Origin of the sequence: Tenacibaculum sp. IB213877 (assembly GCF_034043975.1) — a bacterium.
GTDB lineage: Bacteria > Bacteroidota > Bacteroidia > Flavobacteriales > Flavobacteriaceae > Polaribacter.
This window is the reverse complement of sequence record NZ_JAXCHH010000006.1, coordinates 230,015-243,158: the sequence shown is the minus strand read 5'-3', so window position 1 is coordinate 243,158 and position 13,144 is coordinate 230,015. Positions and strand designations below refer to the sequence as shown.

Sequence of the window (13,144 nt, the reverse complement as noted above, 5' to 3'; positions counted from 1 at the left end):
AAAGCATCCAAAGGATGCCTTTTGTTATTTCTGCCTAAAATAGATGCTTATAGGAACACCCGAAAAATCATAATGTTCTCTAAGTTTGTTTTCTACAAATCGTTTGTAAGGGTCTTTTATATATTGTGGTAAGTTTGCAAAAAAGGCAAACTGTGGTGTATGCGTAGGTAATTGCATACAGTATTTTATTTTGATAAATTTTCCTTTGGTTGCCGGTGGCGGATAATTCTGAACGATGTCTAACATCGTTTCGTTTAGCTTACTTGTTTGAATTTTACGCTTTCTGTTTTCAAAAACTTCAACTGCTGTTTCAATAGCTTTAAAAATACGTTGCTTGGTTAATACAGATATAAACACAATAGGGACATCTGTAAATGGAGCAATAGTTTGTTTAACTTTAGCTTCAAAATCACGCATGGTGTTGGTTTCTTTTTCAACTAAATCCCATTTATTGATCAAGATAACGATACCTTTTCTGTTTTTTTCTGCTAACCAGAAAATCTTTTCATCCTGACCTTCAAAACCACGAGTAGCATCCACTACTAAAATGGCTACATCACAATGCTCAATAGCACGTACTGCACGCATTACCGAATAAAACTCTAAATCTTCTTTTACTTTAGATTTTTTTCTGATTCCGGCAGTATCTACTAAATTAAATTCAAATCCGAAGCGATTGTACTTGGTGTCAATAGAGTCTCTAGTTGTTCCTGCAATATCGGTTACAATGTTTCTGTCTTCACCAATTAAAGCGTTGATAAATGATGATTTTCCGGCGTTTGGACGACCCACTACCGCAAAACGAGGTAATTCCTCTTCGTTTTCTTCTTCTTCAATTTCAGGAATTTCTTCAACTATAGCATCCAATAATTCTCCGGTTCCACTACCATTGATAGATGAAATAGTAAAATAATCACCCAAGCCTAAATTGTAAAACTCAACAGCATCCGCAGTACGCATAGCGTTATCTACTTTGTTAACTACAATGAACAAAGGCTTATCTACTTGACGTAAAATTTTAGCCACTGCTTCATCCATTGGGGTGATACCTTCTTCTACATCAACTACAAAAACAATGATATCAGACTCATCAATAGCTAACTGCGCTTGTTTTCTAATTTCTTCTTCAAAAATATCATCAGAACCTACTACATATCCACCAGTATCAATTACCGAGAATTCTTTTCCGTTCCATTCTGATTTACCGTAATGACGATCGCGCGTAACTCCACTAACCGAATCAACAATAGCTTCACGACGTTTAACTAAACGGTTAAAAAGTGTTGATTTTCCTACGTTGGGTCTACCAACAATTGCAATAATGCTACTCATTTACACAAATTTGTTGCAAAGGTAGTGTTTCTGAAAAACAAAACAACTATTGATATATCAAATCAATAGCTGTTTGTTGTAAAAATAATAGGGGATTATTATTGGTTTTCGTAAATACTTACGGTACCACTATCTTCATTAGAAACAATTACTAGGTCTTTGCCACTTGGACTTTCTGATGATGGAATTACAAGCAATCCTTCTGGAGCTTCATCACCTTCGTGAGATAAAATATCTAAGAATACCGGAGAGGTGGGGTTGGTAATGTCATACACCAAAACTTGATCTGTACGCTCTAATCCAACAAATAAAATGTAACGTTCGTTACTCATATTCAAAACTTCTACCGATTCGGGTTCTGCTCCTTTATCGTCACTTCTACTATCATCATCATTAAATCTATCAGGAGTTCTGGCTAATAACTCTTGGGCAATACTGTTGCCACTATCATAAATTAAAGTTCCGTTTTCTGACCAAATACTAAAAGAACGTGCTCCATAAGAATATAATTTTTCAAAATCACCATCATTACCCTCATCACCAAGAGTATTGGTAATTAAAAGACGTCCTAAATTAGCTTCGTTTTGGTAATCTTCTGATATCGGAAAAGTAGTTTCATCTAAGGTTATGTCTTTTATTCTGCCTTCTTCACTAAAACTATCATAATCTCTAGCGTCTCCTTCATTTGCTGAAATAATATAGCCATTTCCATTAATGTTTACATAGGTAATTCCATCAGGTTGATACATACCATATACCGGCCAGTTTTTTAGTTCTTTTACATCGTCTTTATTACTAGCATCAATTTCATTACCAGCTTCGTTGTAATTTTTAAATCCTAAAGGATAAATAGCCTCAATGGTTTTAGAAACTAAGTTAACTTTTGCAATTCCGTTGTTTTCTTGTAAAGAAACCCACGCTATTTTAGAATCATCAGAAACCGTAACATATTCTGGCTCAACGTCTTTGGCTAAGTTTGCATTTGGACCAAAAACTCTGAACCCGTTGCTTTTTAAAGAAGCTTCATCAGCATTAAAAGCATCAAAATTTAAGGTTGTTACTATTCCGCTTTCAACTTCAATAATACTTACACTACCTTCTGGGTCATTTGTATAGGTATCATCCGGTTCTCCTTCATTGGCAGAAATAAGTAATTTGCCATCTTTTGAAAAAGTAACCATGTCAGGTAAAGCTCCTACTGTGTAGGAGTTGATTAAGCTACCGTTTTCAGCATTATATAAAGCAATTTTCCCAGCGTTTTGTTTTATATTATCTTCAATGGCAACGGCTACTTTTCCGTCGTATGCAGCTACACTATTTGGCGCTCCATTAGCTAACGGAATAGCGGTTAATTGAACAGGATTGTTAATATCTTTAATATTGTAGACAGCTATTTCATTGCTTTCAGCATTTACAACAAATAATTTTTGTGTTGTAGCATCGTAAGCTGAAATTTCTGCGGCAGTTTCTCCACCAACCATAATGGTTTTTACATGGTTAAATTTAACCTCTGTATTGATGGGATTTGGTTGAGGTTGTGGAGCTGGATCATCATCACAGCCTATTAAACAAAAAGTAAGTAGTAGTGGTAAAGTTTTTAATAAGTTTTTCATGAGTTAAAATTTTTACAAAACTTAGGTTGTTTTTTAAAATTATAGTTAGTTTAAAGACAACAAAGCGTTACAATTTTTAAATGAATGTTTTGTTAATGTAAATTTTGCTGTAGCTTTGAGTAAATCAATAACTTATAATGCAACAACAAGAACAACAGAATAGTGAGCTATTTTTAAGACCTCGATTTTCGATTAATTGTGAGAAATCTACCATTGAGATATTAGAAAGGTTTGATGCTATTTTTAAAGATGCATTATGTAAGTTTAAAGGCAAGATTGTAGACAATCATGTAGTGATTGATGTGCCAAAGAAAGATGCACATTTTTGGTCGCCACAACTCCATTTTGAGGTTGATGAAATTGATGGAGAAGGAACTGTTATTAAAGGATTGTTTGGACCCAAACCCCAAGTTTGGACACTATTTATGTTTATTCATTTTTTAGTAGCTGCGGCTTTTATAAGTTTTACGGTAGTATTGTATGTAAATATAAGATTTGAAAGAAGTATTGTTTTTCCCATAGTGATGCTCATAGCACTACCTGTAGTTTGGTTTGTGTTGTATTTTATAGGTAGATTAGGGAAAGAAACCGGTAAAAAACAAATGGACGATTTAAAAGAGTTTATGCGATCGGTTTTGCAAGAAATCAATTAATCTTTATATCCAAAACGTTTTAACTGTCTTTCATTCGAGCGCCAATCTTTATTCACTTTTACATATAAATCTAAGTATACTTTTTTATCGAAAAAGTGTTGTAAATCTTTTCTAGCTTCTGTGCCTACACGTTTTATAGCAGAACCTTTATGACCTATGATGATTCCCTTTTGGGTTTCACGTTCTACCATAATTACCGAACGGATTTTTATAATTTCTTCTTCTTCTATAAAACTTTCCGTTTCTACTTCTACAGAATACGGAATCTCTTTTTTGTATTGTTGAAGAATTTTTTCACGAATGGTTTCGTTCACAAAAAAACGCTCTGGTTTATCAGTTAACTGATCTTTTGGATAAAACGGAGGTGAGTCGGGTAGTAGTTCAATAATTTTATAAAAAACGGCTTCTACATTAAACTTCTCTAAAGCAGAAATTACGTATACAAAAGAGTTAGGAACTTTCTTGCGCCAGTAATCTATTTTTTCTTGTACCTCTTCGGGAGTAGACTTGTCAATTTTGTTTAAAAGTAGAATTACGGGAATTTTACTATTGATAATCTTATTGAAAAAAGCTTCGTTCTTTAGTTCTTTTTCACCTACTTCTACCATATAAATTAACACATCGGCATCTTCAAAAGCAGATTTCACAAAATCCATCATTGATTCTTGAAGTTCATATGCAGGTTGAATGATTCCTGGAGTATCAGAAAATATAATTTGGTAGTCTTCACCATTCACAATACCTAAAATACGATGTCTAGTAGTTTGGGCTTTTGAGGTAATAATTGAAAGTTTTTCACCAACCAACGCATTCATTAAGGTTGATTTACCAACATTGGGGTTACCAATGATGTTTACAAATCCTGCTTTATGTGTCATACAGCAAAGATAGGTGGTTTTGGGATATATTTTTTATTTTTTATAAGGTTGTTTGTGTGTGATTTACAAAAATTTATTAAAAATAATTATGATTTTATTTGGAATACACTTAAAAAAAGACGTATATTTGCAACCGCAAATCGCGGGATAGAGCAGTAGGCAGCTCGTCGGGCTCATAACCCGAAGGTCGCTGGTTCGAGTCCAGCTCCCGCTACTAGATAAGCTTCCAAGGAATTGGGAGCTTTTTTATTTTTAAAGGATTATTCACATATAAGAGAATCTATAAATTACATTTTGTACTTAAACTACAAGATTATATATTTACTGTGATAACAGAAATATGTTGTTAAAAGAGTAATGCTTGAGAGTGTGGTTTTTGTGTTAATGTTGATACCAGTATAGATGAAAATGCTATAGCCTTTAACCCAGAAATTATAGCCTTTAACGATTATTACCCATTTGGTATGTTAATGCCAAATAGGCACGGACAAGCCGATAGCTACCGTTACGGCTTCCAAGGGCAAGAAAAAGATGACGAAGTTAAAGGAGAAGGTAACAGTATAAACTATAAGTTTAGAATGCACGACCCACGCGTAGGTAGGTTCTTTGCGGTGGATCCGTTGGCTTCAAAATATTCACATTACACACCATATAGTTTTAGTGGGAATAAAGTGATAGCTTATGTTGAATTAGAAGGATTGGAAGAAATGAAATCTAGCGCCATATCAGATTATAAATTTCATTTTTTTAGAGTTAGAAAAGGAGATAATTTATCAAATATATCAAAGATAACAGGGGTTGCACTTAGTGATATATTGAAATGGAATCCGCAAATAAAAGAGAGAGATCTTATTTATCCTAATGATGTAATTGATTTATCTAAATCAAGTCAATCTTCTAATGAAGTAGCATCTAATTCATCAGTAAGACAAAGTAGAATAAATAATTTTGTTGCTTTTTGGAAAGAATTAAATACAACCAATGAAAATGGAGTGTCAGTAGGAGATCAAGGTAAGTTTGTAGGAAAAATGGCATTGTTGGCCTTACCATTCGGTAATGGGGCAACTGGAATTTTTTCTAAAGAAGGAGCTGGTATTATAGGTAGTAAAATGTTTTTTAGTGGAGTTGCTCAATATGGGTTAAATGATAAAAAAGTTAACGTGGTTTCTGTTATTGGAGATGGTTTTTTAAATGGTTTAGCTGCAGATATTTTTGGAAACGCTTTTGAAGTTAATATAAATTTTAATAAAAATATTACTAACAGAGTAACTACAAATTCTATTTTCACGAATAAATCTTTAAGTGATTTTGCCATTGAAGTAGGTGTGTCTCAGGTAATAGGTAAAGCAAATTCTACTAGAACTAATATGTTCAAAAGTGCTTTAGGAGAGCAAGTAGATAAAAGCGTAGAAAATTTCTTAAATCATAATTTAGATAAAGCATCCATTTTCTTAACTAACGTACTTCAGAATAAAGCAAAAGAAAAGTATAATGATGAATAAAATTTTAAAGTTATCACCTATCATTTTTGTGTTAATTATTGTGTTTTATGTATTAAATCTTAATTCAAGATGGAAAAAAATGATGAACAATAATAAGGTAATTTATACGATAGGAACAACATCAAGTTTGAAGACAACCTCAAGATCAGGAATATACATTAGCTACTCCTTTATGACAAAAAAAGGAGAAAAACTTACAACAGATCAGTCCTTTAATATAAAAGATGCCAAGAGGTCTTATTCCTATATTAAAAGAAAATATATAAATAAAAAGTTTTTTGTTAAATATAATACTCAAGATATAAGCTATAATGAAATTTATTTTGATAAGCCTGTGCCAGATAGCTTATATAACTGTACTAAATGTTATTGGGAAAAACCACCATGGTAAAACTCAATCGCTCCCGCACGTCCCGAAAGCATTCGGGAGCATCGTGTGGTTTAATAAATAAAATACAAAGCTATGCTGTAAAGTGTAGCTTTTTTGTTGTTATAAAGGCAGTTTTTAATCGTCATTACGAGGAGCATAGCGACGTGGTAATCTGTTATATGTTAGTTACTAAGTTTTTTTAAGAAAAAGATTGCTTCATTTCACGTTGTTTCATTCGCAATGACGCCCGCTCCCCCTCGCACGGGATATGAAGAATAAAAAAAGAAACTGGCGCACGTTTGTCCCCCCTCGCACGGGATATGAAGAAGAATAAAAAAACTGGCGCACGTTTGTAACGTGTGCCTTTTTTATTGTGCATTTGTAATGCGCGTATATCAGTATCACAGTAAGTCACGCTTTACAAAAGCACCCCCCTCGCGCGGGATATGAAGAATAAAAAAAGAAACTGGCGCACGTTTGCAACGTGTGCCTTTTTTATTTTGCATTTGTAATGCACATATATCAGTATCACAATAAGACACGCTTTACAAAAGCGCGCCAGTTAATATGCATATAAACAAAAACCACAGATACGTTTTGCAAAAGCACACCAGTTTATTTATATTTAAACGATGTCTCAACGATATAAAGTAATAGATAGCACAACACCCACATTTGTAACCATAACAGTTATAGATTGGGTAGATGTATTTATACGCCCTATTTACTTTAAAATATTAGATGATTCTTTAAACTATTGTATAAAGCACAAAGGCTTACATGTTCATGCTTATGTGTATATGAGTAGTCATCTTCATATGATTATAAGTTCAAATGAAAATGAGTTACAAGATATTATAAGAGATTTTAAAAAATTTACGTCTAAAGAAATTATAAAAGCCATAAAAGAGTATCCAGAAAGTAGGCGAGAATGGTTATTGGCTAAATTTAGTTTTGCAGCTAATAGAATTAGAAAAGGAAAAAATTATAAAGTTTGGAAAGATGGTTTTCATCCAATTGTATTAGATAACCATCAAAAAATAGAACAAAGAATTAGCTATATACATTATAACCCTGTTGCTTCAGAATTGGTTTATCATCCGAGAGATTGGGTAAATAGTAGTTACATAGCTTATGAAGATGATAATAAAGAATGTACTAATATTACAATAAAACCATTGTGGTAAGTTTAAAAAGCTTTTCATTACATACTTACAATACAATAGGCACGCATCACAGATGTCGCGCCAGTTAAGCTACATATTATGCAGGTGAAAAAGGAATATTAGAAAATGTAGTTGTTTTTAATTTGTACTAATTAATTGCACCACACGATACAAACGTGCGGTAGCTAAGGTATGTTTGTAACGTATGCCTTTTTTATTGTGCATTTGTAATGCGCGTTATATTAAGATTAGTCATGCTTTATAAAAGCACGCTAGTTAAAAAGTAGTATCAAATATCACTTTCTCCACCCATAAATATCTTTCAGTAATTTTTCACTTCCCTTTTCTTGTATTCTTAAATCATATCTGATTTGTATTAGTGTTCCAATTGGTGCGTAGTAATAAATTACCCAGGCATCTGCTTCTTTAGTGCCAATGCATCCATTAGAATAAGCTCTGCCTAATGTTTCCGGATTGGTAGTAGGATGAATCATTTGTCCATTTCTTATTCCGTTAATTTCCGTCTCTAAAAAAGGAATTTGTGGTAAGCTGGTTACAATGTTATCATCTCGTTTGGTCTGGTAATATACTTTGTTATTTGAAGGGTTGATATAGGTAGGATATTTAACATGATTTACAATTTTTCCGCTTCCGGTTATTGTTTTTAAATCTTGAACTCTCCCTGACATTTCTAAGTATTTTTCTTCATCTCTACCCACACGCACAGGAAATTCAAATAGCATGGAGTCTTTTTCATAAATACGCAATTTAAATTCGGGAATGTTGATATCTATTTTTGTGTTTAAAAAAGCAGTTTCAATATGGGAAGCCACTATAGAGTCGGGGATAACTAAGCGCGCATTTTTAGGAAGAACGATCATTTCCTTTTGATGATAAACAATAGAATCTCGTTCTTTCATTCTGTAATAATCTGTGTTTTGTAAGGTGTCAATTATCCACGGATTAGCCCTAATTAAAAGGTGTTCTGTTAAATGGTACGGAGTTAATGAATCGTATTTACAAACAATAGAGTCTATGTATTCAAAGTAATTTTTAACCAAAACATGCTTATTTACCGTAACAAACGTCTCTTTTTTTTGTTCAGTTTTCATTATTTCCGGCAACGCATTATCAGAAACTATTACAGCTTTTGGCTTTTGATCAAAAAATAGAAAAGATAACATTACAAGTAAAATACCTACACCCACAAAAATTCCTGTTCTTTTAAACATTCTATTGTATGAATTATAATTACAAGTCTAAAGTATAGGTTATGGTATTGACTTTAAATGATATAAATCATAAAGGTTTAAGTGATTTTTATCATTTAAGCACTATCTTTAATACGCTATTTTTGATTAAATGAGTTTTTGAATGACTATGATCAACAAAATTCTAACCAACTTAAAGACTTTTTTTATTGAAATAGGAGAGTTGTCATTATTTGCTGGCCGATTTTTTAAAGAAGCATTTAAACCTCCGTATGAATTTAAAGAATTGCTTAAACAATGCTACAATATGGGAAACCGTTCTTTATTGTTAGTAGCAATTACAGGTTTTATCATTGGGTTGGTGTTAACTTTACAAACCAGACCTACGCTAATGGAGTTTGGTGCAGTTTCTTGGATGCCATCTATGGTAGGTATTTCAATTGTAAGAGAACTAGGGCCAATGATTACCGCTTTGGTATGCGCCGGTAGAATAGGATCGGGGATAGGTGCAGAGTTAGGCTCAATGCGGGTAACTGAACAAATTGATGCAATGGAAGTATCGGGCACCAATCCGTTTAAGTATTTAGTGGTAACACGCATTATGGCAACCACTTTAATGTTACCGCTCCTCATTATTTTTGGTGATGCTGTAGCTCTTTTCGGGTCGTTTTTGGTAGAAAATTTAAAAGGAAATGTATCCTTTCAGTTATTTTTTAATCAGGTTTTTAATTCGTTGGATTTTGGAGATATTGTTCCTGCTACAGCAAAATCGTTCTTTTTTGGTTTTGCTATTGGTTTGGTAGGTTGTTTTAAGGGGTATTATTGTAAAAAAGGAACTGCAGGTGTTGGGAAAGCCGCTAATTCAGCAGTAGTTTTTACTTCATTATTACTCTTTGTAATTGATTTTATAGCTGTTTTTGTTGCTGATATTTTTTATGAATTATGATGAAAAGCAAAGCTCAAATAGAAAATACATCAGTTGATACCAAACCGGTAGTACTCAATATTCAAAATTTGTATAAAAGTTTTGGAGATAATCATGTATTGAACGGATTTAATATGACTTTACATCAAGGAGAAAACTTGGTGATTATGGGAAAATCGGGCTCAGGGAAATCAGTTATGATCAAATGTTTGGTGGGGCTTATGGAAGCTGATAGCGGAATTATCAATGTAATGGGAAAAGACATTACACAATTAACCCAAGAAGCGTTAGATATTTTACGTGCAGATATTGGTTTTTTGTTTCAAGGAAGCGCCTTGTATGATTCTATGACAGTAAGAGAAAATTTAGAGTTTCCGTTAAGAAGACATAAACATAAACTTGAAAGTTCTGAAGATACAGAAGCCTTGGTTATTGAAGCGTTAGAAAATGTTGGTTTAGCACATACGGTAGATCTAATGCCTGCAGAACTATCAGGTGGAATGAAACGAAGAGTAGCTTTAGCCAGAACATTGATTTTAAAGCCAAAAATTATTTTGTATGATGAACCAACTAGTGGCTTAGACCCTATAACAGCTAAGGAAATTATCATTTTAATGAAAGAAATTCAGCAAAAGTATGGTACTTCTTCATTAATTATTACTCATGATGTGGATTGTGCCAGAGTTATTTCTGACAGAATGATCTTATTAATAGACGGTACCAATTATGCCGAAGGAACTTTTAAAGAGTTATCTTCTTCAAAAGATCCGAAAGTAAAGGCATTCTTTAAACAATAAATTAAAAATATGAAACAGACGAACTCTCAAAAAATAAGACTAGGTGTTTTTGTTATTATCAGTACCATATTGTTTGTGTTGGCAGTGTATTTAATTGGTCAAGGCAAGCACATGTTTAAAAGTACGTTTACTGTTAACGCATATTTTCAAAATGTAAACGGCTTACAAGAAGGAAATAATGTAAGATATGCGGGAATTAATATTGGTACGGTGAGTAGTATTGAAATGGAAAACGATTCTACCATAAAAGTAGCCATGAGTATTGATGAGAAAATCGTGAATCATATTAAAAAGAATGCCATTGCTACCATTGGTTCTGATGGTTTGGTAGGAAATATGATTGTAAATATTGTTCCGGGTAAAGGACCTTCATCTGTTGTTAGTGATAATGATACGATTAAAACCTTTAGTAAAATTGGTGCTGATGATATTTTAAGTACACTCAGTGTAAGTTCAGAAAATGCCGCTATCTTAACTTCAGATATCTTAAAAATAACCAATGCTATTTTAGAAGGAAAAGGAACTTTAGGAATCTTGTTAAACGATACAGTAATGGCTAAAGATTTACAATTATCTGTCAGAAATTTAAAATTGGCTAGTAGAGGCGCTACAAAATCCATCAATGAAATTAATGATTTAATCTCATCAATAAAAGGTGATGATAATACTGTTTTAGGTGTTTTGTTAAATGATTCTATTTCCGGACATAAATTAAAAACCGTGGTTACGAATTTAGAAACCTCTAGCGAAGAAATTAATAAGATTTTAAAGGATGTTAACACGGTAGTAAGTGATATTAATACCCGTAAAGGAACACTCGATTATGTGGTTAGAGATACTTCTTTGGTAAATAGTTTAAAATCTACCATGAAAAATATTAATGAAGGAACTGATAAGTTTAATCAGAACATGGAGGCGCTAAAACATAACTTTTTATTTAGAGGCTATTTTAGAAAATTAGAAAAAGAAGAACAAAAAAATAAAAAAGAGTAACGATGAAGGTAGAACATTTAGAAGAAAGAGTTAACGATTATAAAGAATCTATAAAACTGGTAGTTGATAAAAAAATCAAGTGGGGCAAAGAGATCAAACCATTAATTGCATCCACATTAAAAAATATTGTTGAAAAATATTCTATAGGATGGAAGATGCAAGAACTAAGCTGGATAAACAATAACGAAGCAGTAAATGTTACGTTTGATTCTTTTCCAAGAGAGCTTATGGACTGCACGAATCAAATTCCGGAATATCAATTTGTAACGGGTGGTTCTTTAGTGTTTTCACAATCCTACAGCGGAGATGTGTATATTTTTATCCTCTTCCCGTTTGCTGATAATATGACTGTTGAAACCAATACTTTAGAATTAGGAATGTACTCACCACAAGAAATTACAGCGAAACTCATTGTTGAGAAAGTTGATGAGTTTTTAAAAGAGATGATTAAGTGGGAAGTGCCTGCGCATCGTAGTAAAATGGGGTTCCAAAATAAAGAAACATAACTCTCTAAATTAAAAATCCTCATACCTATTAAGTCTGTTTTTGAGTACAGCTACTTCGTTTTGTAAATTTTCTACTTGATTTAATAAATGATGAATAGCATCAATTCCTTCAAAATTAATATCTAAATCATAATGAAGCCTTATCATTCTTTCTACTAAATGTAACTGACTTTTTTTTAGGTAATTGTTGTTATTAACAACTGTGATCTCAATCAGCTCAAAATCTTGCAAAGAATTAACAAAAGTAGTTGGAACCTCGTAAAGCTCACAAAATTGTTGAATGGTTATGTAATCTTTAAGTTCCATAATTAGCGTAATTCATCTAAATCTTTAAACAATTGCTTTTCTTTTTCTGATAGGTTCGTAGGAAGTTTTATGTTGTAGGTTATATACAAATCACCAAATTCGCCTTCTTTTTTGTATTTCGGAAATCCTTTTCCTTTTAGTTTAACGGTTGTTCCGTTTTGGGTTTCAGGTTTAACCGTTAGCTTTACTTTGCTGTCAAAAGTATCTATAGTAATAGAACCACCTAACATGGCTTTGTACAAATCCAAATCTACCGTTAAATATAAATTGTCATGATCTCTTTTGAATTTGGTATTGTTTACAATAGAAAAAGTGATGTATAAATCTCCATTAGGTCCACCATTCATTCCTTTTCCACCGTGACCTTTTATTTTAATGGTTTGTCCGTTTTCAACTCCGGCAGGAATGGTAATTCTTATGTTTTTATTATTAACCGTTAAGGTTTGTTTATGAGTTTTAAATGCGTCTTGTAAATTTATTTGCAGTTCAGCATTAAAATCCTGTCCTCTAAATTTTACAAAACTTCCTCTGTCTGAAGAGGCTCTTCCACCAAACATAGATTCAAAAAAGTCTGAAAAATCTTCACCAGAATAACCTTCAAAATCGCCATACACAGGTTCTTGTTGGTATTGCTGTTGTTGTTTCGCTTTTTCTATTTCATCTGCATGTTTCCAGTGTTCACCGTATTGGTCGTATTTTTTTCTGTTTTCTGGGTTGCTAAGTACTTCATTTGCTTCATTAACCTCTTTAAAACGCTTTTCGGCTTCTTTATCATTCGGATTTAAATCCGGATGGTATTTTCTTGCTAATTTTCGATATGCTTTTTTGATGTCATTATCACTTGCATCTTTGTTAATGCCTAAAGTTTTGTAATAATCTATAAAAGCCATTT

At 32.7% G+C, this 13,144-nt stretch carries 14 protein-coding genes and 1 tRNA gene; 9 read left to right on the top strand and 6 right to left on the bottom strand.

Annotation, left to right across the window (positions count from 1 at the left end; translation table 11 throughout):
* Positions 1-24: 24 nt before the first annotated feature.
* Complete coding sequence (gene der / locus SLH33_RS08775; protein WP_320418707.1) at positions 25-1,332, bottom strand: ribosome biogenesis GTPase Der; 1,308 nt, start codon at positions 1,330-1,332, stop codon at positions 25-27.
* A 98-nt stretch (positions 1,333-1,430) separates the two neighbouring features.
* A complete protein-coding gene (locus SLH33_RS08770; RefSeq protein WP_320418706.1) occupies positions 1,431-2,945 on the bottom strand; it encodes a choice-of-anchor I family protein in 1,515 nt (504 codons plus the stop codon).
* 137 nt (positions 2,946-3,082) lie between these two features.
* Here SLH33_RS08770 and SLH33_RS08765 point away from each other — a divergent pair, with 137 nt between their 5' ends.
* On the top strand, positions 3,083-3,598 hold the full coding sequence (locus SLH33_RS08765) for a GTP-binding protein (RefSeq protein WP_320418705.1): 516 nt from the start codon (positions 3,083-3,085) through the stop codon (positions 3,596-3,598).
* Here the strand turns inward: SLH33_RS08765 and era are convergent.
* On the bottom strand, positions 3,595-4,506 hold the full coding sequence (gene era, locus SLH33_RS08760) for a GTPase Era (protein WP_320418835.1): 912 nt from the start codon (positions 4,504-4,506) through the stop codon (positions 3,595-3,597). The two genes, SLH33_RS08765 and era, sit on opposite strands and share 4 nt — an antisense overlap.
* Positions 4,507-4,617: 111 nt before the next feature.
* Between era and SLH33_RS08755 the strand changes: the two genes are divergently transcribed.
* From SLH33_RS08755 to SLH33_RS08740, 4 genes are all read left to right on the top strand, one after another.
* Positions 4,618-4,690: transfer RNA gene (locus tag SLH33_RS08755), tRNA-Met, on the top strand.
* Between the two features lie 184 nt (positions 4,691-4,874).
* Positions 4,875-5,978 (top strand): RHS repeat-associated core domain-containing protein, encoded by a 1,104-nt coding sequence (locus SLH33_RS08750; protein ID WP_320418834.1) that lies wholly within the window; start codon positions 4,875-4,877, stop codon positions 5,976-5,978.
* Positions 5,968-6,369 carry a hypothetical protein gene (locus tag SLH33_RS08745; RefSeq protein WP_320418704.1) on the top strand — a complete coding sequence of 134 codons (402 nt, stop codon included), beginning with the start codon at positions 5,968-5,970 and terminating at the stop codon, positions 6,367-6,369. The genes SLH33_RS08750 and SLH33_RS08745 overlap by 11 nt, the downstream gene beginning before the upstream one ends.
* Positions 6,370-6,980: 611 nt before the next feature.
* Positions 6,981-7,535: an REP-associated tyrosine transposase gene (locus SLH33_RS08740; protein WP_320418703.1), complete on the top strand. Its 555-nt coding sequence runs from the start codon at positions 6,981-6,983 to the stop codon at positions 7,533-7,535.
* Positions 7,536-7,810: 275 nt separating this feature from the next.
* Here the strand turns inward: SLH33_RS08740 and SLH33_RS08735 are convergent, their stop codons facing one another.
* Positions 7,811-8,746 carry a L,D-transpeptidase gene (locus tag SLH33_RS08735; protein WP_320418702.1) on the bottom strand — a complete coding sequence of 312 codons (936 nt, stop codon included), beginning with the start codon at positions 8,744-8,746 and terminating at the stop codon, positions 7,811-7,813.
* A gap of 148 nt (positions 8,747-8,894) precedes the next feature.
* Between SLH33_RS08735 and SLH33_RS08730 the strand changes: the two genes are divergently transcribed.
* Genes SLH33_RS08730 through SLH33_RS08715 form a run of 4 tightly spaced genes read left to right on the top strand, consistent with a single transcriptional unit; the run spans position 8,895 to position 11,946 of the window.
* On the top strand, positions 8,895-9,671 hold the full coding sequence (locus SLH33_RS08730) for an MlaE family ABC transporter permease (protein WP_413818262.1): 777 nt from the start codon (positions 8,895-8,897) through the stop codon (positions 9,669-9,671).
* Complete coding sequence (locus tag SLH33_RS08725; RefSeq protein ID WP_320418833.1) at positions 9,671-10,447, top strand: ABC transporter ATP-binding protein; 777 nt, start codon at positions 9,671-9,673, stop codon at positions 10,445-10,447. The genes SLH33_RS08730 and SLH33_RS08725 overlap by 1 nt, the downstream gene beginning before the upstream one ends.
* A 9-nt stretch (positions 10,448-10,456) precedes the next feature.
* Entirely contained in the window at positions 10,457-11,440 is a 984-nt protein-coding gene (locus SLH33_RS08720) for an MlaD family protein (RefSeq protein WP_320418700.1), read from the top strand.
* A 2-nt stretch (positions 11,441-11,442) separates the two neighbouring features.
* Positions 11,443-11,946: a hypothetical protein gene (locus SLH33_RS08715; RefSeq protein ID WP_320418699.1), complete on the top strand. Its 504-nt coding sequence runs from the start codon at positions 11,443-11,445 to the stop codon at positions 11,944-11,946.
* Positions 11,947-11,955: 9 nt separating this feature from the next.
* On the opposite strand, the gene SLH33_RS08710 is transcribed toward SLH33_RS08715, so the two are convergent.
* On the bottom strand, positions 11,956-12,252 hold the full coding sequence (locus SLH33_RS08710) for a chaperone modulator CbpM (RefSeq protein WP_320418698.1): 297 nt from the start codon (positions 12,250-12,252) through the stop codon (positions 11,956-11,958).
* 2 nt (positions 12,253-12,254) lie between these two features.
* On the bottom strand, positions 12,255-13,142 hold the full coding sequence (locus SLH33_RS08705; protein WP_320418697.1) for a J domain-containing protein: 888 nt from the start codon (positions 13,140-13,142) through the stop codon (positions 12,255-12,257).
* Positions 13,143-13,144: the final 2 nt, after the last annotated feature.

Excerpts from the sequence above, each read along its gene's own strand:
- der (WP_320418707.1), bottom strand. The coding sequence starts at position 1,332 with ATGAGTAGCATTATTGCAATTGTTGGTAGACCCAACGTAGGAAAATCA.
- SLH33_RS08770 (WP_320418706.1), bottom strand. The coding sequence starts at position 2,945 with ATGAAAAACTTATTAAAAACTTTACCACTACTACTTACTTTTTGTTTA.
- SLH33_RS08765 (WP_320418705.1), top strand. The coding sequence starts at position 3,083 with ATGCAACAACAAGAACAACAGAATAGTGAGCTATTTTTAAGACCTCGA.
- SLH33_RS08745 (WP_320418704.1), top strand. The coding sequence starts at position 5,968 with ATGATGAATAAAATTTTAAAGTTATCACCTATCATTTTTGTGTTAATT.
- SLH33_RS08740 (WP_320418703.1), top strand. The coding sequence starts at position 6,981 with ATGTCTCAACGATATAAAGTAATAGATAGCACAACACCCACATTTGTA.
- SLH33_RS08735 (WP_320418702.1), bottom strand. The coding sequence starts at position 8,746 with ATGTTTAAAAGAACAGGAATTTTTGTGGGTGTAGGTATTTTACTTGTA.
- SLH33_RS08730 (WP_413818262.1), top strand. The coding sequence starts at position 8,895 with ATGATCAACAAAATTCTAACCAACTTAAAGACTTTTTTTATTGAAATA.
- SLH33_RS08725 (WP_320418833.1), top strand. The coding sequence starts at position 9,671 with ATGAAAAGCAAAGCTCAAATAGAAAATACATCAGTTGATACCAAACCG.
- SLH33_RS08720 (WP_320418700.1), top strand. The coding sequence starts at position 10,457 with ATGAAACAGACGAACTCTCAAAAAATAAGACTAGGTGTTTTTGTTATT.
- SLH33_RS08715 (WP_320418699.1), top strand. The coding sequence starts at position 11,443 with ATGAAGGTAGAACATTTAGAAGAAAGAGTTAACGATTATAAAGAATCT.
- SLH33_RS08710 (WP_320418698.1), bottom strand. The coding sequence starts at position 12,252 with ATGGAACTTAAAGATTACATAACCATTCAACAATTTTGTGAGCTTTAC.
- SLH33_RS08705 (WP_320418697.1), bottom strand. The coding sequence starts at position 13,142 with ATGGCTTTTATAGATTATTACAAAACTTTAGGCATTAACAAAGATGCA.